Here is a 24700-nt window from a genome sequence, read left to right as displayed (position 1 = left end):
CAAACAACAAGGATTAACAAACGCAGATGCAGGTATCTTTTATTATTCCCCATAAAGGAAGGTTTGAAATGTTGATGCAAACACTTCAATCTATTAGCCTGCAGTCCTGTGATGTTCAAGAAATTGAAGTAATAGTGGTCAGTCAAACGCCTGAAATACAACATCAAACCCTGCTACAAGATCCATCCATCAAGCTCCTAGTGTGCATTCGCCCAGAAAATGACACTATCTCCGCGTTACGTAATTATGGCGTAACACAAGCCCAAGGGCTGTATTTGGCTTTTCTTGATGCTGATATTTGGCTATCAAATAATTGGACTCAGCAAATGATTGCCGAGATTTCAGTCACCCAAGACAGAATTATCAGTAGTGCTATGCAAATTTGTGAAGATGATGCACCACCCTTGGAAAAAATTCGCACTAGTCTAAGTAATGCCGAAATTGATGCCGATGTCGCTTTTTTACCCGGTCGAAATTTATTTCTAACCAAAGCCTCATTCGATAAAATTGGGGGATTTCCTGAACACCTAATTACCTGCGAAGATTACTTTTTTACCGACCAAGCAGCCAAGTTAGGTAAGCTTTATTACACTTCTGCCGCCACCTACATCCATCTAGGTGAAGACAAAGCCTACAAGGCCATGTTTGATAAAGAAATTTGGCGAGGCCAATCAAATTTACAATCCATTTCTGGGCGCAATATACCATTAAGAGAATGGCCGAGCTTTATTGCACCTCCTGCTATTTTATTGATGTTTTCACTATCTTTGTTTTTGCTCGTATTTGGACAGGTGCCTCTAGCAACAATGGCCTTTTTAGTAGCGGTAATACCGGTTTTTGTATACAGTTTGCGGTTGTACGCGTTAGCAGATAAAAAAATAAGATTTGTTCATATTGTTAAATTCTATATTTACTACTTTCCGGCACGAGCAATTGGTACGGTTTTAGGTTTGTTTAAATCCATCGGCGTAAAGACACATTAAGGATATACACCTATGACGCAAACTATCAATGTGCTGCAGTTTATTTGTCCTACCGGATTTTACGGTGCAGAGCGCTGGGTGTTAGCCTTAGCTAAACATCTTGACCCAGCCAAAGTGCGCTGCGATTTAGCGGTTACAATGGAACCGGGACAAGAGTCCTTAGAGCTCGTCAACGAATACCAAAAATTAGCGTTGCCTTGCCATATTGTTAATATGAAGAGTAAGTTTGACTTATCAGCTGTGTCTAAAATGGCTGAGTTAATCAAAGAAAAAGACATTCATATTGTGCACACTCATGGTTACAAGTCCGACATCATTGGTATGCTAGCCGCCAGAAAAGCGGGTATTCCTTGTGTAGTGACGCCCCACGGCTTTGAAAATGCCAAAGACATTAAATTACGCACTTTTATCTGGCTAGGTTGCCAAGCCATGAAATACGCCACTAAAGTTGTGCCACTGTCTCAACAACTTATGCGTGACTGCAAACGTATGGGTGTTAAAGAGCAAAAAACCTTATACATTCAAAATGGTGTAGACCTCTCAGAGGTAGAAGCCACCGCTATTCCTGAAAGACTCAATCCAGATGAAAAACGCATTGGTTTTGTAGGTCAGATGATTAGCCGTAAAAACATATTTGATATTCTGGATATCTTTGAGCGACTACATAACAAACACCCCAATACCCGACTGATACTATTGGGTGATGGCGATGCTAGAGCCGATTTAGAAACATACAGTCGAACTCTTTCCAGTCATGATCATATTGAATTTTTAGGGTTTCGTGATGACAGGTTATCCTTGTTAAAGTCATTCGATTTATTTGTGATGACATCCACTCTCGAAGGCATACCCCGTTGTCTAATGGAAGCAACTGCTGCCAGCATCCCTGTTGCAGCCTATGATATAGCTGGCATAGATCAACTGATTGAACATCAAAAAACCGGGTTGCTTGCGCCATTAGGTGAAAAAGTTAAACTACAAGGTTATTGGGAAACATTATTATTCAATCAAGACTATGCCACTGAATTAGCTGCTAATGCCAAGGAATTTGTGTACCAGCACTATTCGGCCAACCGCATGGCAACTGAATATGCAGAACTGTTCGAAGAATTGGTTATGGAGGCCCAATGAGCCTGAAAGGAAGCAAAACACCGATTATTTTTATATTGACCATAGACACTGAGGAAGAGTGGGATTGGTCAGGCCCCTTCCCCCAGAAAGTGGCTAACGTCAATAATATTGATAAATTACCGGCTTTTAATAACATCTGCGAAGATCTTGGCATTAGGCCTACCTATTTTGTGGATTATGCCGTGTCTGATAATAAAGCCGCAGTTGAAACAATGCTGACATTTACGACTAAAGGCAACTGCGAAATTGGCGCACACCTGCACCCTTGGTGTAACCCTCCTTATTATGCCGAAGTCGGTGAAGCCGAGTCCCATGTTATCAATTTACCCGTTGACCAAGTGTCCAATAAGCTAGATGCATTAATGGAAAGCCTTGAAGCTGGGTTTGGGGTAAAAGCCAAATCATTCAGAACGGGCAGATGGGGGATTAATAAGAATGTCATGGAATTATTAGTCAATAGTGGCATTACCGTAGACTCAAGTGTGTATCCCTATTACCAAAATGAGCATTTCAGCTGTGTTGGCTCTCCAACACTTCCCTATTGGCCAGACCTAAACGATCCTTTAAAGCAGGGTAAGCAACAAGCTATTTACGAGCTGCCAGTTACAGTGGGATTTAACCGCACAAACTTTGAATTGTCTAATAACGTACATGTGGCTTTTGCCAAACCACCATTAAGCTGGACTCGCTTTAACGGACTTGCTTGGCACAGCAATCTATTGAGAAAAATCTATCTATGCCCAGAATTATCGGCACCTGAAGACATGTTAACCTTGTGCGAAAAAGTTATCGATAAAGGGTATCCGGTTTTACATATGTACATGCACAGCTCTAGTTTACTGGATAACCAAGTGGGATTGTTAGAATGTGATCAAAATCCCTTCGATTTTATTAGTGATGCAATCACTAAAGTGGTGACCCAATTAAAAACTCACTATGACATCGACTTTTGCACTATTTCTGAAGCAGCGGATAAATTACAAAGCATGGATAAACCTGCTGTATGAAGATAAGACAGGCAAACCCAGTAGACCAAGCAGCATGGGATAAATACGTAAACGGCCACAAAGACGCTAGCCCCTATCATCGATTTGCTTGGGTTTTAAGCATTAAACAAGCCTACCAACATCAAAATATAAGTTTATTAGCCGTTGATAATGAAGAGATAGTAGGCGTACTACCTTGCGTAAAAATGCAAAATCCCCTACGAAGAGTCAATTACTGCGCATTGCCATTTTGTGACATTGGGTTTGCACTTGCCAATGATGAAGAGATACTAAACGCTTTGCAGTCTGAAGCGCTGAGCTTATTGCAACAAAGCAAGGGCAATAGTTTTGATTACCGTGACACAGCCAACGCTGCAGATGACACTGAGTTAGACGGTAAAAAAGTCCGCATGGTTTTACCTTTGCCCGGCAGCGCCGAAGCACTTTTAGCCGGATTTAAATCTAAACTTCGCAGTCAAATCCGAAAAGCTGAAAAAAATGGCTTAAATTGCGAAATAGCCAGTAGCCCAAAAAACATCGACGATTTTTATCAAATATTCGCCATCAACATGCGTAAACTAGGCTCACCAGTGCACAGTAAAAAATGGTTTGAAGCGTTATTTACACATTACGCCGAGCACATTATTCTTTCGGTGGTGTACAAAGACACAATCCCAGTAGGCGCGGGAATTGTGCTACTAAATGGCAATAAGGCAGCTATCCCATGGGCTTCTACCGTAGCCAAATACAATAAGCTAGCCCCAAATATGATGCTATATTGGTCTTTGCTAGAACATGTGAGCAATTTAGGTTGTACAGAATTTGATTTTGGTCGTTCAACCTATGGTGAAGGTACCTATAAATTCAAACGCCAATGGGGAGCAGAGCCAATCCCGTTAGCATGGTCAAACTTAGTTGCACAACAACAGCCTATAGCTGAAAATACACCGAGCAAACCTAGTCAAATCAGAAGCTTGGTTGAAAAAACTTGGGCAAAATTACCCTTAGGTGTTACCACGACCTTGGGGCCCAAAATACGTAAACATATAAGTCTTTAGCGACCTAAACGCTAAAACAAAATTGCAGTCAAAACAGGAAGTAAGTAGATGTGTGGCATTGCCGGTTTTACCCACTTTAATGGACAAATGGGAGATAAAGACACCCTAAAAAAAATGGGTGATAGTATTTATCATCGTGGTCCAGATGCCGGCGGCGAATACCTTGATGAACATGTAGGTCTAGCTCACCGCAGATTAGCTATCATCGATTTGTCTGAAGCAGGCATACAGCCTATGACCTCTTACGACGGCAAATACATCATAGTATTTAATGGTGAAATCTATAATTTCCAAGCACTAAGGGCCCAGCTAACTGCGCAAGGATACCCCTTTAAAACCCACACAGATACCGAAGTAATATTAGCCTTGTACGCCACCGAAGGTGCAAACCTGCTCAATAAAATAAACGGCATGTTTGCCTTTGCTTTATGGGATACCACCACTCAAAAACTGCTAATAGCCAGAGATCGTATGGGTAAAAAGCCCTTATATTATTTGCAAACCGCAACCCAGTTTGCCTTTGCCTCTGAAATCAAAGCTATTTTAACCTTACCCAATGTACCTAAAGATATCCGCTTAGATGCGGTTTACGACTTCTTTGCTTATCAATATGTGCCCGACCCCAAAAGCATCTTCACTCATATTCACAAGTTACCACCGGGTCACTTTATGACTGTAGATGCCAATGGCATCGAAATCACCCAGTATTGGGACGTCTCTTTTGAACACACCAACACAGCAAGCGAATCTGACCTTACCGAACAACTTAGAACGCTGGCCACCGAGTGCACTAAACAGCGCATGGTCAGTGACGTGCCACTAGGGGCATTTTTAAGTGGCGGCGTTGATTCAAGCGGTGTGGTCGCCATGATGGCGAATAACAGCGACACTCCAGTCAAAACTTGCTCTATAGGATTTGATGATAAAAAATTCAATGAAACCGAATTTGCCAAAGAAGTAGCCGACAAATATCACACAGAACATCATGAATTTACGGTGCATCAAAATGTTGCAGATAATCTAGAAAAAATAGTGAGTTATTTTGACGAACCTTTTGCCGACCCCTCTTTAGTACCCACCTTTTTTGTGTCCGAATTAGCCCGCCAACAAGTCACAGTAGCCATTGCTGGTGATGGCGGCGACGAGGTGTTTGCCGGATATGAGAAATACACCACAGATGCCACAGAAAACAGGTTACGCAATAAATTTCCTAAAGTGCTTAGAAAACACCTTTTCCCTAAGCTCGCCAATTTCCTAGCAGGCAGTAATGCCACTATCTGGCGAAAAGGTAAGTCTTTACTAACAAGCCTAAGCCAAGAGCCGGCTATGGGCTTTTATACCACCAACTCACAGATAGACGACAGACAATGGCAAAAACTTGTTAAACAAGAAGTCAAAGAAAAACTAGGTGATTATCATCCATCCAAAATCACCATAGACGCCTATGAAAAATCAGACGGTCCAGACCATCTAGCCAAAATACTCTACACCGATATGAAAACCTATTTACCAGGCGGCATACTGGTAAAAGTAGACAGAATGAGCATGGCAAACTCCCTAGAAGTACGCGCACCATTACTCGATAGAGAAGTAGTAGAATTTGCCGCCACCCTGCCCTCTGAACTGAAGTTTAAAAATGGCGAAAAAAAACACATTTTAAAAGAAGCCTTCAAACCCATGCTCCCCGACGGCATTTTGTACCGTAAAAAAATGGGCTTCTCGGTGCCACTTGCAAGCTGGTTTAGACACGAAATAAAAGACTTAGCCAAACGACATTTAATAGACCAAGTCCAAGGGCTTAAAAGCATCTTTTATCACGATTACATTCAAACCTTATGGCAAGAGCACCAAAGCGAAAGCGCCGACCACAGCGCCCTGTTGTGGAGTATGTTAATGTACGAGATGTGGTGGGTGAAATATGCACAAAAATAATATTGTTGAGGTAATTAAGTAATAATGGTTCACAGACTTCCTTACTTAGATTACTTAAGAAGTATCGCTATTTTGATGGTTTTATTATCTCATAGCGTCTTAAGTTATGGCCCCGATTATTGGATATTTCCCCTGCAAACGGGAGGGGTAGGTGTAGATCTATTTTTTGTTTTATCTGGATGGCTTATTGGTAACCAACTGTTCAAAGAGCTTAAAAGAAATAAAACCATTGATTTAAAGAGGTTCTGGCTTCGAAGGTGGTTAAGAACCCTTCCCGCTTATTATGCGGTACTGTGTTTTAGCATCATTTATTTAAACGTTACAAATGAGATATTTGAGTTTCCATTTAGCTATCTAATTTTTATCCAAAATTACCAATTTCCTTTGTCGTTTTTTACAATCAGTTGGTCACTATGTGTTGAAGAGCAATTTTATTTGTTTATTGCACCATTCTTGCTTTTTAGCAGAAAATTAAACAAACATATCAAGTTAAATCTAATCTTATTTTTGTTAATTTTGCCTTCTATATTCAGATATTTCGAACTATATGGGCACCACGATGAAACCCATGTAGCTTGGGATTGTTGCATCATGGGAGTATTACTTGCCTTTATCAAACATAATTATGAGAGTTTTTGGGATCGTTTAATTAAGGTAAATAAAGTACTAATCTATGTCAGTTTTTTAGGCTTTTTAACTGTTATTGCATCTAAATACACCGATAACTTTTGGATACAAACCCCCTCCAGATTTTGGTTAGCCATTGCATTCGGTTCATGGGTGTTGTGGGCAAATACAGTTAAGTCCAAAGTAAAATTTATCGATAATAAAGTTTTCGTTAAGCTTGGCAGTTATATCGCGACGAGGTCCTATGCAATGTACTTAATTCATCCTGAGGTACTGGCCTTGTGTAAGCAATTATTCAATCACATTCCTTTTCCAGTATATTTTATATTGGCATTATTAATTGTATTGGCAGTTTCCGAAATGCTGTATCGACTTATAGAGCTTCCGTTTATGAATGCCCGTGAAAACTTTGAGATAACACGCTCCACTCCCAGGACACCAATCAATGCTAATAGTTAAAGCCTGATACAGCACATGAACAATTTACCATCAAGTAAAAAAATAAATATCGCGCATATTACTTATGATATGAGAATAGGCGGTACGGAAATGGTAATTAAAAATATCATTGAAGGCTCTGATGCTGAGTTGTTTGAAATGTCCATATTTTGCATAGAGAAGCCTTTAGGACCTTGGGGTGTGGAGTTAAAAAATGCCGGGCTAAGTATTAGCACAAAAGAACGTAAACCCGGCTTTGATCTATCAATGCTATTTAGTATTCGCAAACATTTACACAATAATCAAATTGACATCATACATTGCCATCAATATACACCATGGGTGTATGGGGTATTGGCAGCCATTGGTACTAAGACAAAAGTTATATTTACCGAACATGGTCGGTTTTATCCAGACTTTAGTAGTTGGAAACGAAAGTATATCAATCCTATTCTAGTAAAAATAACCAATCACATTACTGCTATATCTAGCGCAACTAAAGATGCACTAATTAATTATGAATTTATTCCACGCAAAAAAATAGAAGTCATTTACAACGGTATAAAACCTTTACTGATTGCCTCTGAACAGGTGTCAAAAATCAAAAATGAACTTGATATTGCAGACGAAAAATTTGTCTTCGGAACAATTGCCCGACTCGACCCCATTAAAAATCACATTATGATGCTAAAGGCATTTAAATTGGTTAAAAATCAATACGATAATGCAGTACTAATTATCGTTGGTGATGGCGAAGAGAAAGAAAATATTATTGCTACTATTAAGTCTTTAGAACTAGAGAATGACGTCATTCTAACAGGTTATAAAACCGACCCCTCTCCATATCTAGAAATTTTTGACACTTACCTGTTATCTTCCTTTAGCGAGGGCACCTCTATGACTCTGCTTGAAGCGATGTCAATCGGCAAACCATGTGTTGTCACAGACGCAGGAGGAAATAAAGAAATAATAGTCGATAACAAAAATGGTTTCGTAACACCAAATAACGATGCCGAAGCATTTTCTCAATCAATGTTAGATTTAATTAACACACCTGAATTACGAAAAGAAATGTCTCGCTACTCTTTTGAACGATTCAATCATTACTTTTCCGCTGACATTATGAATAAATCATACAAGGCTTTATATATGGCTCATACTAAATGTTAATCGTTAGTATAAAAAATCTAATAACCAAAATAATGGTTCGTTTGCTAAGTACCGAGCACGTTAGAGCTGAGCTGGCCTCACAAAGAGCAGAGTCTACACAAAATTTAACGCCTTTAACTAACATACGTTCACCTTATAATCAAAACGTTTCCCCTCAAATTACGCCCGCTATAAAGACATGTGAGCGTGAAGACATTATTTTCATATCAAGTCGCTTTCGTTCAGGCTCTACTGTTTTGTGGAATATGTTTCGTCAAGATCCTAACAATACCGCTTATTACGAGCCATTTAATGAGCGTAAATGGTTTTCTCAAAAGCATAGAGGTGAAACGGTTGATGCAACTCATCTTGGTGTAAAAGATTATTCAGCTGAATTCAATAATATGGAAGACCTTGAGCATTTATACGAACCAAGCTGGATACATAGAAATTTGCATATGGATGAGGCTAGTTGGGATCCGAAAATGAAGGAGTACATTTGCCAGCTAGTGGAACGGGCAAAATCAAGACCTGTTTTGCAATTTAATCGAGTAGATTTTAGGTTACCTTGGTTACGTCATCATTTTCCAAACGCAAAATTTCTTCACCTATATAGAAATCCAAGAGACCAATGGCTGTCATTCCTTAGTGATAAAAAGTCTATGGCTAAAGACACCGTTCAAGATACTTATAAAGACGCATTTTATCTCAATAGTTGGTGTGAAAATTTGTCTCAACATTTCCCATTTTTAAGCATTAAATCAACACCACATCCCTATCAACGTTTTTATTATTTATGGAAATTATCTTTCTTATATGGACAAAAGTATGCTGACTTAAGTATTAGCTTTGAAGATTTAGTGCAGTCTAAAGAGCAAACAACTGAAAAGATAATTAAGGCATTCTCATTAAAAACCAACGCCGAATCGATGTATCGAGTAGTGGAAACCCCGCCACTAAATCGCTGGGTATCTTATGCTGACGAGCAATGGTTCAAAAAATTTGAAGATGAGTGTGAATACAACTTAAGTGTTTGGTTGTCGTCAATAAACAGGAAGTAAATTATGAAAGTTTTGTATTTGGCCGCAGCATCTCATGTAGCAGGTGGTAACCGTTTTCTGCTTAATTTATTTGATGCCACAAAAGGTCAAGGGATAGAGAGTATAGTTGTTGTTCCTGCCAGCGGTAATATGGAATCTGAAGCTCATAACCAAGGTACACAAACTGAGATCTATACAACAGAACAACCGAACTTTAATCAACCATTTAAAACAATTAAGAATCTATTCGCTTGGCTTAAGATACTCAGAAAGCATAGACCTGATGTAATTCATGCTAACGATTTTTGGGTTGCTCGTGGCGTGTGCCAAGCGGCAAGTCTTTTATCTATTCCCTTAGTCTGCCATGTACACTTTAAGCAAAATGCAGAATTTTGTGAGTGGGTTTTTAAAGGACTCAAAGAACCTAAAGCCTTTGTGTTTTGTAGTCACGCAACACAATTAGATACAGGGCCAGCTCTTCAAAAATATTATCCCAATGCAGCACAATACGCGGTCCATAACAGTGTAGACATTGATAAATTTAGCCCCAAAGAAATTGATTTAAAAGGCGAATCAAGCATATCCCAAATAGGCATGATTGCTAATATCATTCCACGCAAACGTATTGATGATTTTATAGAAGTGGCAGCAATTGTTAATCAACAATATCCGCACATTCAATTTAAGGTGATTGGCGCAGAATTAAAAGAAGGTGGCAACTATGGAGATACTATTCGTCAGTTAATAAAGAAACATAAACTAGAGAAAGTAGTCACTTTGCTAGGTTTTCAGTCAAATGTGGATGTTTTTCTCAAAAAGTGGGATCTTGTACTCTGCTCTGCCGAACATGAAGAGCTACCAATCAGTCTTATAGAAGCTGCAGCATCTGGGTTGCCAATAGTTTCCACCAATGTAGGTGGAATTTCAGAAATTGTTGAACAAGGCAAGAGTGGTTACTTAGTCGATGTATTTGATACAAAAGCGATGGCAGAAAAAGTAATTAGTCTGGTACAAGATATGCCACTGTACGCTAGTATGTCATCAGAAGCTCGCCGCTCTGCAGAAGAAAAATTCCATCCACAGATAACAGCAGACAAACTTAAAACCATTTATCAATCGTTACTGACTTGACGTTAGTTTTGATTTAAACCAAAGCAATATTATTTTGATAAAAGTACGTAGGTCACGTTTGCCGAAGAAAAATGCCAAACAAAAATAACGCATTGCTTGGCCGTGATTTTGTAAACTTTCTTCTTCGTATGCTAAAGCGTGGCTATTCCCTTTGATATTGTCAGCAAGTATAACTCTACCAGCAGGATTGCGAAGCCAACGAGCATAAAATAACAACTCAGCAAAAACGCGGTTGCGCCTAAATTTAATACTATTGATAGTATTAGTATCGTGACGGCGATAAAAAGAAAGTACCGAAGCGACCCGTAATACTGTATTTGACTTAGCAGCTCTAATCCAAAGATCTGAATCTTCGGAAGCATCTAGCATAACGTCAAAAAGTCCAATTTTGGCGAAAATACTACGCCTAACCATCACAGATGAACAATGAATATGATTGTGCTTTAACAATGCAGGAAATAACTGCTCTAGCTCAATAATGTCAGTATTCACTCCGCTAGTTAAATTTAAACATTCAATCTCTTCAAACAAGTCACGATCCGTATAGCAAAAATCAATTTCAGGGTGAAGCTCAAACTGTCTAACTTGAACTTCTAACTTCTCAGTATGCCAAAGATCGTCAGCATCAAGAAACGCAACAAACTCGCCTCTTGCCTGCATAATCGCAGTATTTCTTGCCACTGACACTCCGCTATTTTTCTGCTCAATCAGAACAATGCGTTGATCATCAAACTGTTTAACTATATCTACGGAGCTATCCGTTGATCCGTCGTTAACAATGATTACTTCAAAATTACTAAATGTTTGTTTAAACAGATTAGTTAATGTCATAGCAACGTATGTTTGAGCGTTGTACATTGGGATCACAACGCTCACTCTAGGTTTAGCAACATTGCTTTGTTGATAACTTAATGACGCTTCTTTATCGGTCATTTCTTTTTACTCGCTTTTTAACAAAATCCATTACACCAGCTATTTCTGTACAAAGAGGATGTTTAACCCAAAAGACGCAGGCCAACCAAGTGGGTGGCATAATCAACGCTAAACATATAAAAGCAATTATTGGCTCAACAGTTTTGAAATCTAATACCCAATCCAAAGCGAAAGCAACGATTACGCAAAGCAAGGCAACCAGAACATTGCGTAAAATAGAACCTAAAAATAACCAAGGTTTTATACCTAAACAACGATAAAGAATATAACTGCCAGTGACAAGGTCGACAAAGCCTGCAAACACCATAGCCCAAGCCATATAGAACATCCCAAAGGGTGCAGCAATAATTCCGGCAATGATACATGCGCTAAAAACGATCAACTGTTTAAGCAATGCAGCCTTTTCGTTTTCTGTGGATATCAATAAAGGTGTGCTAAGGGTGTGAATTGACTTTAGCATTACCCAGCCGACAATGATTTGCGCGACAGGTACAGACTCAACCCATTGCTCGCCAAAAATCAATAAAATTATTGGATATGCTGACACTCCTGACACAGCTAAAACCGGTAAAACTAAACCACCTAATAAAAGGCTAGCTTTAACGTATCCATCGTTAACATCGCCGCCTTCCCTTTTGATTTTTGACATTGCAGGCAATGCGACTTGCCAAACACCCGCAGTAACCATTTCGTTAACGAATGTCAAAAACCCAGAGCCTCTCGAAAACAAAGCAACGTCGCGTACTGTACCAACTTTTCCGAGTATTACGTCTGGTGCGGAAGATTCAAAACGATATAAAGCATTGATAAGAGTATTGTAAATACCAAAACTAATTATCGGCTTAAAGCCTTTAAAAGAGGGATTCCAACTAACGCCTTCTCCTCGAAAAAAATAATACAGAACAAATTCAAATACAGTTGCAATCACTAGCCCCCAGGCAAGACCGTAATAGCTATACCCCCCCCATACTAATGAAATTGAGACTCCAATTTTTATACATAGCGACGTAAGGCTAATAATCATAATTTTATGAAAATGCATATCACGAGTCATCAGACAGGCTGATATACTTATAAAAGGTGCAAATAAAAAAGGAATGGCCAAAATTTTAAACAATACACTCAAGGGCTCTAATTCATAAAAACTGGCGATTAGGCTAGAAGCCAGAAATACGCAGAGTGCCATCCCCCAGCAAATGCAAAAAGTAAGCCCTAAGCCTGAACGTATCGTTTGCCGATCAATTGTCTCAGCTCTAACTAGATAATTAGTAGCACCCATCAACCTAAATTCAGTAGCTACCACAACCACGGCAGTTGCAATTGCATACAAACCTAATTCATCGGGTGTCAGCATGCGAGCAATAATTACAATGAAACCAAAGCTAAGGATTTTGTTCAAATATTGAGAAATAGAAGAAAATAGAAAGGAAGAACGAATGCTAGACATTAAGTGAGTTTATCCACTGTTTTATCATCAAAAGAGTTACGTAACACATAAACATTGTATGCACATGCACAATATAAAATAAGCCAATACAGAACTTCCGCGCGCATCCTATTTAAGAAAGTCATAGTCACAATAAAACAAATCAACGAGGCTTCAATGGCCCTAACTTTGAAGTATTCATCCACCCTATTTTGCCGCTTCAAAGTCTGCATACATTTGCGGTTTGTTGAATAACAGCAATACAACATAGCTATCAACGCTCCCAAACCAAGATAACCAATTTCAGACAATGCTTCAAACCAAGTAGAATGAACAGCCCTGTTGCGACTGTTACCAGTATTAACGTTTTGAGCAATATACGAAGGCGCATAAAACTGAAAACCAGCAATTCCCGCACCAAATGGGTGATCTTTTGCCATTTCCCACGCCGCTTTCCAATATTCTGTGCGCGTTGCCCCTGTTTCCTTTTTCGAACTCACTTCACTTGTAAATATGGATTGCATTCTTTCCACAAAACTATCGTCAGCTACTCGAATAACACCTAATAGCCCCATAATTACGATGCCAATAACTGCAATTTTTTGATATGGACGCTGGAATTTCGAAAAGAACATATGGTAAATAAAGTATAGAACACTACAAGCCACGCCTAGAAAGGCACCTCGACTATTAATTAAAACAATAGCATTTACCATAAACAATATTGATATGGCCAACGCTCCTTTTAAAATTTTATTTTTTGTGACCCACAAATAATAAAGAGCTAATACAATTGAAGGTGCGATAGCTGCCGCAGCCCCATTTGAATCAGGGGAGTCAACAGTTCCAATACCTTCTACCCTATCGCCACTGTTACGACCAATTTGGAAAGCAACAAATGACAAATACCAACCTCCAAAAATATGCGCAATCAAAATGAAATCCATATCTTTTGTGGTGTTTACCAATTTGTAGGCCACACTCATAATAATGACCAATTTGAAAAAAATAGTCAGTGAATACTCGTGATTCCAAGGGATAACAGCATAGAAAGTAGCGATTGTAAAAAGAAAAAGGATGAAATAAATCCATCTCATGTGAGGACTTTTAAGTAGTTTATTTTCATTGAGAATTTTGAAGTTTAATGCAAACACTGTAAACATGAGTAATACAGTAAAAAACGAATAGCTGATGTCGGGCACCATGTAGCCCCACCATCTGTTTTGCGGATGAAAATAGTAGACGGCTTGATAAATTGCGAAGGCGAGCGCTGCAGAGCGCTTAAATGTGAAAAAGAAACCAGCTAAATATGTTGAATAAAACAACAATACGTTCAACATTTATTTGCCCCTGCTATTTGACTTTTAATATTCGCCACTTCCATTTATGCAAGTAATCTAAAGCAGTAAAGGCCAACATTAAAATGACACTACACGCCAGCATTTAAAAAGAGGCTCTCACAAGAAAAGACGATTACCCTTAAAGCAGTGAATATACAATGCAAGCAGATAAACCTCTAGGAATTTTTTTGTTTGATAAAAATGAATTTAGTTGTTTCCGATTTTTTGCCAATCAAGAATAGACAAATGGAAGAATGTATCTGTTCTTCCACTTATTCTAGTCACATTACAGCACTATATTTGCTAACCGACTTGTATCGCTAAAGCTTATACTTTAGCCCTCTATTCATGCGTGCTAGTATGAAAACATTGTGAGTTAAATAGGTCGGTATTGTGATTAAAATGAGTTTATTTTCTTTTTCAAAAGCCCCATCCATTCCTGAAGTAATTATCTATGGATTTCTACTGACATATTTGTCTTCTTTAACGTCGTATGCCTTTGCAGAACAGGAATATGAGAGCGTAGAACTCATTGAAGGTGTTACCCTGGATTATGAAGGCGCCTTTCGGTTTAGCACTGAAACTTGGGGTGACTCTCGTATGTCCTACGCAGGTGGGCCTTTCGCAATTACTACGAATAGTAAAGGGCTATATATTGTTAGCCATTCTCAACATCAAGCTATTGCAGAATTTGCTGTGCCTGAATTAAAGACTTCTAAAAAAGCTTCTGAACTGAATTTTGCCATCGGTTTACAATCTTTTACCTCAATTTTAAAAAATAAGAAACGTTTGAATAACCCTCAAAAACTAGACCGAATTAGCGGCATGGAATTGATTGAGGGTGAACTCTTTGTCAATGCAGTGGAATACTATGATGCACCGGGTGACAACAACCAAACTACGTTCATTATTCGTCAACCACAAAACCTAAAAAAATCCGAAGTTGACGGACTTTTCCAATTGCAAGGAGGTGCTCACGCAGCTGGTTGGATTAGCAAAATACCAAAATCAGTAAGAAATGATTTTATCGGTTCTTATTTATTAGGCTATACCAATAACTATGCTATCAATTCACGCTTTAGTATTGGCCCTAGCGCCTACGCATCAAATATAGATGCATTTGCCGGCATACCTGAGAATAAAGGATTGATCCCAGCACATAAGCTTATGGACTACTCCATAAAGAAACCAATACATCCAGATCAATATAACGAGCACAAAAAAAACAACATTTGGACCGAAGTTTCCTATGCCGCATATGGTTTTATCAATCCAAATGGTAAGTATTATATTGTAGTTGGCAATTCAGGCGGCCACGAAAGCTCTATTGGTTATAAAATCAAACAAAATAACGGCAATATGTGTGGAGGGCCATGCGCTAGAGATGCCAAGGATTATTACAATTATTATTGGATATTTGATGTGCAGGATTTACTCAAAGCACAAGACAAGAAAATAGCGCCACATACGATTCGACCTATTAAAGTAGGTAAACTTGCCATTCCTTTTCAACCTCGTAATAATTTGAGAAAGATAATTGGAGCTGACTTTGACTACAACAGCAATAAATTGTGGATGTTAATTGAAAATGTAGACTATTCACAGAGTGAATTTGAAACTGCACCTGTAATGGTTATTTACAAGTTATCAGAGGCCTCTTCGTTAATGACTAAAACGGATAACGATGTCACTCGCTAATTTACAGACAGGCATCATATAAACGTTTCATAGTGCTATTTCTGGCTTCAATAGAAAACATCTCGCAGGCTCTTTGTTGTGCAGCTTTGCCCATATCCCGCCTTTTTCCAGGATTATTAATTGCATCTTCAAGCTTTTGTAATAGCTGCGATGTTACACTCTCAATAAATTCTGTGGGTAGATTGTCCACAACATACCCCTTGAACAAGGTATCAATATCAAATTCTGATACATCTATTAAATATCCTGTTTGATCGTCTACGATTAACTCTGGCAGCGCCATGATATTGGTAGCAACTACTGGGATCCCAAAGGCCATGGCCTCAAGCACTGCAAACCCAAAAGCTTCGTTATAAGTGGGCAATAAATAGATATCAATCTTTGGCATAATCTCATCAAGAAGTTGTTCTCGGGGTATTCTTCCTAAAAACTGAATTTGATGATGATCTTTCAGAATGTTCAAATATCGCTTTCTAATCAATGAATTACAGCCATTGAAGTCTATAGTTTCACTGCTACAGACAATCAATTCAAGTTGGGTATACGTATCACACAATGTTAAAAACGTATCAACAACATTCATCCCCCCCTTTCTGAAAAAGTCGCCGCTAAACAGCAAACGCACTACTTTATCGTCGTCACAGGTTCGTTGAACACTAATTTTGCGCACGGCAGGGTAAACTACATGCATCTTGTTGATAATAGCTTTGTTAGTTATTCCACCATAGGACTTAGCTGTTTCTAAGCCTGCTTGACTCCAAAAAAGTAGACCTATGCAATTATCCTTTTTAAGCAAATAATTAACTATCGCAGAGCGTAAAAACTTTGGTGTCGGCAGGCCCAAAAAGTTAAAGGCTAATGCCTCTTGATAAACCGCCAAAGAAAAAAACCACGGTTTATTTGTTACGACCGGACTAATCACTGACTCAACTATATTCACGTTACTATCATCAAAGCGATGAAAATAGCCCTTTATGGGACTTCGTAAAAACCGAAATTGTGGACCCAACCGCGGCATTTCAATATAATCAAAATTCTTAGGTGGCTTAAGTCTCACCTCCTCGTACGCTCCATGCATTTCGGTAACACCTACTATATACTTCTGCCCCTCCATCTAAATCATCTCCTTACTACTTATTTTGTTCAAGAAGTTCAGCAACTCCCATACGTTCTGCTATAGCCTTGCACCCACCTTCCTTTTCACTTTTTTCTTTGTCTTTAAGAGTTATTATGAGTTCTGGTGTCAACGAAGCTAGAAAATCATTGTCCGCATCAGAATAATGATAATTAAAGTGCTTATAAATAGGTCCATTCTCAAGATAATATTTATCAAAATTAGCCAAATATAGCTGATAACACACCCCGACTAGAGCAAAAACACCAATACCGGTGAGCAAAATATTTTTTAATCGTTTTCCCCGAACAGCGTAAGCTAGCCAAACCGTGGCTAAGATAAATGGCGCCCAAAGTTCGGCAATATACCGGTGAGTAATAGTAGGGTAAGACAATTGAAAAAGAGCGCCCGCAGATAAAGCAAAAAAACCTAACAGCAAAACCTGATTTCTCAGCTGCTTAATACCTTTCATAAGTATACCAACAGAAGTGACGACACATAACAATGGAACTAACCACAAAATCCCCAAGGGAATCAAAGGTAGTTCCCAACGACCATACCCTGTTTTAAGATGCCAAGTTAAACTCCAATGCCCCTGCCAATCACCAGTGAGGTAGATATAAGAATTGGCGATAATTCGAAAGAACCGTTTATATTCTGTTGTGGGTATTATTTTACATTTTCTATCCGTAATACCTTCCAAAAATGAATAGCCATAATTTCCCCCCATAAAAGCCATAGGATCTGCATATTTGATGTAGTTCAAGACTAGAATACTCAAACCACCAATAAATAATGTCAATATAGACACCCAATACAAGCGAATACTAGCAATGGCCACAACTGCGATATTTGTCGACTTTCGATTAGAGACTTGAAAGCGATATGCCTGAACTAAAAAAATTATCCCAGTACATAAGAATAGTGCTAATGCCATTGGCATTCTAGTATGAATAGCTAAAGCAGCCAAAATGGCGTATGGCAGAAAATTAGAAGAATGATCCGCTGATTGAAAAAAACCATCTTTAATAAGCAAAGCTAAATAGAAATTAAATAAACACAAAGAAGCCGCATAGGGCTCATGATAAATAGTCCCACCTTGGGAAATCATAAAGGTGGCAGAGCCCAACCAACTAATAGTGGTTAATATCAGCCAAATAAGTCCAGATTGTGAAAAAAGCCCTTTATCTCTTTTATAAAAAGCTTCATTTAACGACCTTTGCAACATAAACAAACCACTAAGGGTAAAGAGCATAATACAGAACAAAGAAGTGGGAGTTTGAGTTAGATCGACAAACGGGTATAGAAAAACCCTAGCTAGAGCGGGCAATAGACCATAATACATGTAGGCTTTACCTTCATAAAAACCACCCTCTCGCCCAATACTTTCAACTGGTACATCAAACCCACCATCCAAGAGCGACAGGAAATAGTAATTGTAGGCTTTCCATAAAAACTGTGGAGCAAATAAATCAAATGTCCAGTTGGTGCTCAAAGCAACTAGCACAAAGGCAAACAACAAAGGAATAGCAAATTGGGGAAAAAACGCGCCCGCAAAGATACGCTTGTTCGGCATAACAGTGTCCTTTTTGAAAAACATCAAAACATAATTTCCTTTTTAGCATATTCGTTGTTCACATTCGAAAAGAAGCCATTTTGAATGTCGATTCGACTTTTACGGATAAAATTATAACGTAAATGACAAGTATTAAACTTAAAATGATTAGATTATGTTATCACTGTGTACACAAATGAAAACTAGGAAATACAGTTGTTTGTCTAATTAACTAACGTTATGCTCGTCGGTATTTAAACTCTACGAAGTCAATCGGGAAAAACACAAATTTCAAAGCGAGGTCAGTACATTAATACTGGCTAGAGAATAATAAAAATTAGTGAAATATTATGGAAGAACCTATACGAAGACGACAGTTAGTTTCATTGATCGCCCCAATGTACAATGAAGAAGAGGTAATAGGTGTTTTTTTTAGCACAATCGACTCAACACTAAAAGATGTCGATGTAGATTATGAAATTATTTGTGTAAATGATGGCAGTACGGACTCCACACTTGATATTTTAAAGTCGTACATCGAGCAAAACAATCGGATAAAAATAATAGACTTGTCTCGTAATCATGGCAAAGAATTAGCGTTGACGGCTGGTCTTGACTATGCCTCTGGTGATGCAGCCATTCCTATTGATTGTGATCTACAAGACCCTCCAGAAGTTATTATAGAAATGATAAAAAAATGGCAAGAAGGCTACCAAGTCGTGCTTGCAAAACGCATTGATAGAACATCAGATTCTTGGCTTAAGCGCTGGACTTCCTCTTTATTTTATAAACTAATTGATAATATTTCAGACATTCATATTCCAGCAAACGTTGGCGACTTTCGTTTACTCGACAGAGTTGCATTAGAGGTAATAAAAACCTACAGAGAACGAACTAGGTTTATGAAAGGACTTTTTGCTTCACTTGGCTTTAAAGAAACAACTATCGAATACATAAGAGCACCAAGAGCTGCAGGTGAAACAAAATGGAATTACTGGAAACTCTATAAGCTCGCATTAGAAGGTATTATCTCCCTAACATCCTTACCACTCAAAATATGGTCATATATAGGTGCTGGGGTAGCTATCAGTGGCTTTATTTATGGTGTTTATCTAATCGTAAAAACCCTTGTTTTTGGTGTAGATAGCCCCGGTTACGCGTCGCTTATGGTTGTTTTGCTCTTTATGAGTGGACTTATATTGTTGTGCTTAGGCGTAATTGGAGAATATTTATCGAGATTATTTGTAGAAATAAAAGCTAGACCATTATATATAGTGATGGAAACTGTTGGTTTTGATGAATCAAGTAATGATAGCTAATCGCCACATACGAGTATTACTTAAGTTTTTTAGTATTGGTGTGATAGCGACATTGGTGCACAGTGGAACATTCTCACTTTGTATTGCGTTGCAATTAATGTCAGCGCAGTGGGCTAATTTAGTAGCTTACTTGGTTGCGCTTACCGTCTCGTATTTTGGGCAGCGCTACTGGACTTTTTCATCCAGCGAACCCAATAAGCAAACTAACACATTGGTTCGATTTATTGGAGTTAGTTTGCTTGGCTATTGCCTCAATGCTTTTTGGGTTTACACCGTTACCAGTTTATTATCTTTTTCAGCTTATTACGCATTGCTAGGTATTGGATTTCTCACTCCAGCATTGACCTTTGTCTTGCTTAAATATTGGGTTTTCACTCGCTAAGACGCTTTAATATAGCTTAATGAAAGTCGCAAAAATGATGCATTTGAATTATTCGCAAAATTTGATAGGAAAGCAACAATGAACATGGAAAAAAAAGTAATAGAATGGTATCTCTCACCTTCATCTCGGATTACCTCTTTCTTACTACTTTTCTTGTTTGTCGCTTTAGTGTTAATACTCTGTTGGAACTTATTTTTATATATTTATTTTTTTGATTATGCACTTCCTGTTGCTGATGATATTTGCAGAGCTAACGTTAATGATTGGTTAAATCATACTATAGAGTTGTACTTTCAGTGGACGGGAAGATGGGTTAGCATGGCAATACATACGTTTACTCTAACGCATGTAAAAGAGTATATTGTTAGCGACTACTATCTGTTATTACTTCCAGTAAATGCCCTCTTTATTTCAGTATTTTTCTTAATCACCTTCTCTCTTTTGAAAGAAAAAAATAGAACAATAGAAAAAATATTTTTTTCTGTTTTCTTGATTGTAATTTACTTACTTAGTTTACCCTACCCCGGTGAAACATTGTATTGGTGGCATGGAAATATAGAATATCAATTATCTTTCTTTTTCTTGTTTGTTAGTATTGCTAGCCTCATCTGTTCCTGCAACATGAAACAACATCGTAAACAAAGAGTATATTTAACGCTTTTAGGCATAATGACTGGCGTGATTGTTACTGGCATACATGAATTAGCTGCCATCCTATATTGTATGGTGGTTTTTCTTGGTTTGTTATGGTCATACTTTTATAAAATTTTTGTAAAAACTTGGCTGACTGCACTTACCTTTGCGGGCATAGGTACAGCGATAACAATATTTGCCCCTGGAAACTTTGTAAGAGCCGAAAAAGGAGATTTCTCAGTCTCTTTTATTCAAATGATTCTAAGCATTTTTGACCAAGCAACCAAACTCTATGCTCCATGGCTTCTTGATCCAATATTTATATTTTCAATGCTTTTTGCTGTTTGCTTTGCCCTAACTAGGTTTGACTCGTTGAGAATAATAAACAGCAAAATTAAATCTAAATTTTTACTGTTCAGTTCACTATACTCAATTTTCATACTTGTGATTTTGAGCACTTTCATTGGACTAACTGTCGGTGACATGCCAAATGGCAGAACACAAAACTTTTTGTACACATCCTTTTTCTTCATCATGACTTTCAATGTCTTGATGTGGGCACAATTTTTTGTATCTCGAAATCCAGCAACAAAACAATTCGCCAATCCTAGACTCAATATATTTATATGCGTGGCTTTACTTATAACAATATTTAGTAACAGTAACTTTTCAGTATTGAACCGTTACTACTGGAATAAACAAGTAATCAAAACCTGGCACGCTCAGATGATAAAGCGTTACAGTGTAGGAACAAACACGGAACTTAATAATCGCGAAGTCGTGTTTCAGTCAATTGATAATATACCACTTATTTATTTTCAAACTGTCCACTTGACGGCTGAGTCATCCGACTGGAAGAATAAATGTTTTGCAAAATTCACAGGCGTAAATAGCGTGACTGTAAATGATAACTATTACCAATCAGAAATTTGGGGCAATTCTAACTAGAAAAATACTACATATTGGGCGTTAAATATAACCAACATTACGGTATACAAACTCAGATTATATGTTGCCCAATAACTTAGCAGACATTTCTAAAGCTAATTCCAGCAAAAGAACATTGCTTAGATAACGCTGTTGCGAAAAGTGTACGCCTCGCGAAGTGAAACTAAAGCAGGTTAGTTTGATTACATTGAAGTATTTACCGTCGTTACACAGGTACATAACATCTGGTCATGTGTATACAGATGAATTTGCATCATTTTCTCATAGGAAAGCTAATACCAAAACGGAGGAAAAATCAAAATGGCTTCTTAAACTATCTGCATTAGCTTTAGCAGGAAGATAGAAACTGCTTGACTCAAGAAAACGATGACAAACACAAAGCATGATGTTTCCATCTAGATAACTATTGTTAAATCAAACATGTTATGTATATTATTTGACCTAACATATCGCCAGTTGTTTTAATGTATCGCAAACTATAGAGTTACTATTGCGTAAAAAAGGATTGTTAAATGGACGTAATTTCTTGTAGGCAGATCGTTATCCAGGCATTGGAACTCACCAATCAGTCCCGAAGCGATGACACTCAAATCCCCTTAACGGATACAACGGTTTTATTTGGTCAAGATGGGCACCTAGACTCAATGGCCTTAGTTGCATTATTAATGGACATTGAAGATGCACTACAAGAACAATCAATCGATGTGTCATTAAGCGACGAAAAAGCCATGTCTTTGTCACGTTCCCCCTTTAAAGACATTCCCAGCATTACCCAATATATTTACGACGTAATTGCAGCCCAAGCCTAATGCAAGTTCGTAATATCATGATTACAGGTGCTAGCCGAGGTATCGGTAAAGCGCTAGTTGAGCACTTTTTGGCAATGGGTGACACAGTCATTGGTGTGTCGCGCTCCAGGTCAGACATCGTTTCGGAAAATTATCATCACTTTTTAGCTGACGTAGCCACAGAGGCTGACGCAAAACATGTATTTACTAGCGTAAAGAAGCAACTTGGTAAGTTAGATGTACTAATCAATAATGCCGGCATTGCCAGAATGAATGCGTTTGCTCTTACCCCTGTTAGTAACGTGCAAGAAATCATGAACACCAATTTTATGGGCACGTTTATCTTCTGCCAAAAAGCGATTAACCTCCTTAGAAAATCGCCCAATGCTCGTATAATAAATTTAAGCACAGTGGCAGTACCTTTAAATCTAGCGGGTGAAGCAGCTTATGCAGCTTCAAAATCAGCGGTTGAAACACTCACCCGTATTATGGCTAAAGAAATCGGCAGTTTTGGCATTACCTGTAATGCTATTGGCCCCTCGCCTATCGCCACCCAACTTATCAGCGGAGTCGGTGACGAAAAGATCAATAAACTCATCCAGCAACAAGCCATAAAGAAAATGGCTACAGTGGAAGATGTCACCAATATTGTGGATTTTTATTTAAACCCAAACAGCCACATGGTCACAGGTCAAATCATCTACCTCGGGGGTATCTCATGAGCATTGCGTTTTTAAAGACCAAGATGCGAGAAGCTGGCGCGGCAGACGCAGTGGCAATTGGTGAAAACTGTATTAGTTATCAAGTATTGAGCGAACGATTGGATCATTGGCAATCCTATTTACAACATTCTGTATTACCTGCAGGTGCTGTTGTGGCAATCAAGGGCGATTATTCAGCCGATGCAATAGCCCTGTTTCTGGCTTTAGCTGACTACAAAGCCATTATTATCCCTTTATCAAATGATTCTGCCACCCAGTTTGATGAGTTCAGTGAAATAGGCCAAGTCGAATATGAATTTGTTGCGGTCGACAATGAATACCAACTAAAAGCAACTCAAACTAAAGCAGATCACGCTATTTACCAGCAAATACGCCAAAAAGGTACACCAGGCCTAGTGCTTTTTTCCTCTGGTTCAACAGGTAAAAGCAAAGCTATTGTCCATGATTTGGAGGCACTGTTAGCCAAATTCACCGTGCCACGTAACACCATGCGCACTGTGTTATTTTTGCAGTTTGACCATATTGGCGGTATCAACACCTTGTTGTATACCATAGCTAACAAAGGCATGGCCATCATCCCTGAAAACCGCAGACCTATAACTGTTTGCAAAGCAATAGAAACACAGAAAGGTGAAGTGTTACCCACTTCACCTACCTTTCTTAACCTGTTGTTGTTATCGGGCGCGGCACACGAATGTGACTTAAGTACTTTAAAATTAGTCACTTATGGCACCGAACCTATGCCCCAAAGCACACTTGAGGCAATGAACAAACACTTTCCTCATATTCGTATGTTACAAACTTATGGCCTGTCAGAGGTGGGCATATTGCGTTCTAAGTCACGTGATTCAGATTCGCTATGGGTCAAAGTGGGTGGAGAGGATTATCAAACCAAAATAGTCGATGGCAAACTCTGTATTAAAAGCAAATCAGCCATGCTGGGTTACCTTAATGCGTCCTCGCCTTTTGACGAAGACGGTTATATGAACACTGGTGACCAAGTAGAGCAAGATGGCGAATGGATAAGAATACTCGGCCGTGAAAGCGAAATAATCAACGTTGGCGGTGAAAAAGTGTATCCCGCAGAGGTCGAAAGTGTAATTTTACAACTTGACGGTGTTGAAGATGTGGCGGTGTACAGCTTAAAGCACCCTATTACCGGCATGACCGTAGCCGCAGAAATCAAAATCACCACAGATGAGACTTTGCGAGAATTTAAAGTTAGGTTACGGAATCATTGCGCTAAACTAATACCAGCCTTTAAAGTACCTAGTAAAATCACCTTAATTGACCAATACACGCACAATGCAAGATTTAAACGAATGCGTAAACGTACGGACTAAATAGGACAATGTGCAGTCTCAAGC

The 24700-nt window shown here is 38.6% G+C and carries 21 protein-coding genes; 16 read left to right on the top strand and 5 right to left on the bottom strand.

Annotated features, from left to right (window positions below):
* Positions 1-26: 26 nt before the first annotated feature.
* Genes ABJK37_RS10860 through ABJK37_RS10820 form a run of 9 tightly spaced genes read left to right on the top strand, consistent with a single transcriptional unit; the run spans position 27 to position 10475 of the window.
* Complete coding sequence (locus ABJK37_RS10860; RefSeq protein WP_348353191.1) at positions 27-983, top strand: glycosyltransferase family A protein; 957 nt, start codon at positions 27-29, stop codon at positions 981-983.
* Between the two features lie 12 nt (positions 984-995).
* Complete coding sequence (locus tag ABJK37_RS10855; protein WP_348353188.1) at positions 996-2114, top strand: glycosyltransferase; 1119 nt, start codon at positions 996-998, stop codon at positions 2112-2114.
* On the top strand, positions 2111-3121 hold the full coding sequence (locus ABJK37_RS10850) for a polysaccharide deacetylase family protein (RefSeq protein WP_348353185.1): 1011 nt from the start codon (positions 2111-2113) through the stop codon (positions 3119-3121). Before ABJK37_RS10855 ends, ABJK37_RS10850 begins: the two co-directional genes overlap by 4 nt.
* Entirely contained in the window at positions 3118-4158 is a 1041-nt protein-coding gene (locus ABJK37_RS10845; RefSeq protein ID WP_348353182.1) for a FemAB family XrtA/PEP-CTERM system-associated protein, read from the top strand. The genes ABJK37_RS10850 and ABJK37_RS10845 overlap by 4 nt, the downstream gene beginning before the upstream one ends.
* Positions 4159-4206: 48 nt before the next feature.
* On the top strand, positions 4207-6090 hold the full coding sequence (asnB, locus tag ABJK37_RS10840) for an asparagine synthase (glutamine-hydrolyzing) (RefSeq protein ID WP_348353179.1): 1884 nt from the start codon (positions 4207-4209) through the stop codon (positions 6088-6090).
* 24 nt (positions 6091-6114) lie between these two features.
* Positions 6115-7176, top strand: a complete 1062-nt coding sequence (locus ABJK37_RS10835) for an acyltransferase (protein ID WP_348353176.1) — start codon at positions 6115-6117, stop codon at positions 7174-7176.
* 15 nt (positions 7177-7191) lie between these two features.
* Positions 7192-8325 (top strand): glycosyltransferase, encoded by a 1134-nt coding sequence (locus ABJK37_RS10830; RefSeq protein WP_348353173.1) that lies wholly within the window; start codon positions 7192-7194, stop codon positions 8323-8325.
* Positions 8319-9365 (top strand): sulfotransferase, encoded by a 1047-nt coding sequence (locus ABJK37_RS10825; protein WP_348353170.1) that lies wholly within the window; start codon positions 8319-8321, stop codon positions 9363-9365. Before ABJK37_RS10830 ends, ABJK37_RS10825 begins: the two co-directional genes overlap by 7 nt.
* Before the next feature lie 3 nt (positions 9366-9368).
* Entirely contained in the window at positions 9369-10475 is a 1107-nt protein-coding gene (locus tag ABJK37_RS10820) for a glycosyltransferase (RefSeq protein ID WP_348353168.1), read from the top strand.
* Here the strand turns inward: ABJK37_RS10820 and ABJK37_RS10815 are convergent.
* From ABJK37_RS10815 to ABJK37_RS10805, 3 genes are read right to left on the bottom strand one after another with little or no spacing between them, the layout of a single operon-like run.
* Entirely contained in the window at positions 10464-11408 is a 945-nt protein-coding gene (locus tag ABJK37_RS10815; RefSeq protein ID WP_348353165.1) for a glycosyltransferase family 2 protein, read from the bottom strand. The two genes, ABJK37_RS10820 and ABJK37_RS10815, sit on opposite strands and share 12 nt — an antisense overlap.
* Positions 11398-12855 carry an oligosaccharide flippase family protein gene (locus ABJK37_RS10810; RefSeq protein WP_348353162.1) on the bottom strand — a complete coding sequence of 486 codons (1458 nt, stop codon included), beginning with the start codon at positions 12853-12855 and terminating at the stop codon, positions 11398-11400. The genes ABJK37_RS10815 and ABJK37_RS10810 overlap by 11 nt, the downstream gene beginning before the upstream one ends.
* Positions 12855-14174 carry an O-antigen ligase family protein gene (locus ABJK37_RS10805; protein ID WP_348353159.1) on the bottom strand — a complete coding sequence of 440 codons (1320 nt, stop codon included), beginning with the start codon at positions 14172-14174 and terminating at the stop codon, positions 12855-12857. Before ABJK37_RS10805 ends, ABJK37_RS10810 begins: the two co-directional genes overlap by 1 nt.
* 402 nt (positions 14175-14576) lie before the next feature.
* Here ABJK37_RS10805 and ABJK37_RS10800 point away from each other — a divergent pair, with 402 nt between their 5' ends.
* Positions 14577-15872, top strand: a complete 1296-nt coding sequence (locus ABJK37_RS10800; RefSeq protein ID WP_348353156.1) for a hypothetical protein — start codon at positions 14577-14579, stop codon at positions 15870-15872.
* A 1-nt stretch (position 15873) separates the two neighbouring features.
* Here the strand turns inward: ABJK37_RS10800 and ABJK37_RS10795 are convergent, their stop codons facing one another.
* The gene (locus tag ABJK37_RS10795) at positions 15874-16986 is read right to left on the bottom strand and encodes a glycosyltransferase family 4 protein (RefSeq protein WP_348353153.1); all 1113 of its coding nucleotides are present in this window, start codon (positions 16984-16986) and stop codon (positions 15874-15876) included.
* A gap of 16 nt (positions 16987-17002) precedes the next feature.
* Positions 17003-18562, bottom strand: a complete 1560-nt coding sequence (locus ABJK37_RS10790; protein ID WP_348353151.1) for a hypothetical protein — start codon at positions 18560-18562, stop codon at positions 17003-17005.
* A 329-nt stretch (positions 18563-18891) separates the two neighbouring features.
* Here ABJK37_RS10790 and ABJK37_RS10785 point away from each other — a divergent pair, with 329 nt between their 5' ends.
* From ABJK37_RS10785 to ABJK37_RS10760, 6 genes are all read left to right on the top strand, one after another.
* Positions 18892-19860, top strand: a complete 969-nt coding sequence (locus ABJK37_RS10785; protein WP_348353148.1) for a glycosyltransferase family 2 protein — start codon at positions 18892-18894, stop codon at positions 19858-19860.
* Positions 19838-20242 (top strand): GtrA family protein, encoded by a 405-nt coding sequence (locus ABJK37_RS10780; RefSeq protein WP_348353145.1) that lies wholly within the window; start codon positions 19838-19840, stop codon positions 20240-20242. Before ABJK37_RS10785 ends, ABJK37_RS10780 begins: the two co-directional genes overlap by 23 nt.
* A gap of 78 nt (positions 20243-20320) precedes the next feature.
* Complete coding sequence (locus tag ABJK37_RS10775) at positions 20321-21823, top strand: DUF6056 family protein (protein WP_348353142.1); 1503 nt, start codon at positions 20321-20323, stop codon at positions 21821-21823.
* A gap of 512 nt (positions 21824-22335) precedes the next feature.
* Positions 22336-22632 (top strand): hypothetical protein, encoded by a 297-nt coding sequence (locus ABJK37_RS10770; RefSeq protein WP_348353139.1) that lies wholly within the window; start codon positions 22336-22338, stop codon positions 22630-22632.
* Positions 22632-23333, top strand: coding sequence for an SDR family oxidoreductase (locus ABJK37_RS10765; RefSeq protein ID WP_348353136.1), 702 nt, complete (start codon positions 22632-22634; stop codon positions 23331-23333). Before ABJK37_RS10770 ends, ABJK37_RS10765 begins: the two co-directional genes overlap by 1 nt.
* The gene (locus ABJK37_RS10760; protein ID WP_348353133.1) at positions 23330-24676 is read left to right on the top strand and encodes a long-chain fatty acid--CoA ligase; all 1347 of its coding nucleotides are present in this window, start codon (positions 23330-23332) and stop codon (positions 24674-24676) included. Before ABJK37_RS10765 ends, ABJK37_RS10760 begins: the two co-directional genes overlap by 4 nt.
* The last annotated feature ends 24 nt before the right edge of the window (positions 24677-24700 follow it).

It is taken from the genome of Paraglaciecola sp., assembly GCF_039964565.1.
GTDB lineage: Bacteria > Pseudomonadota > Gammaproteobacteria > Enterobacterales > Alteromonadaceae > Paraglaciecola.
This window is presented reverse-complemented; position numbering and strand designations above follow the sequence as displayed.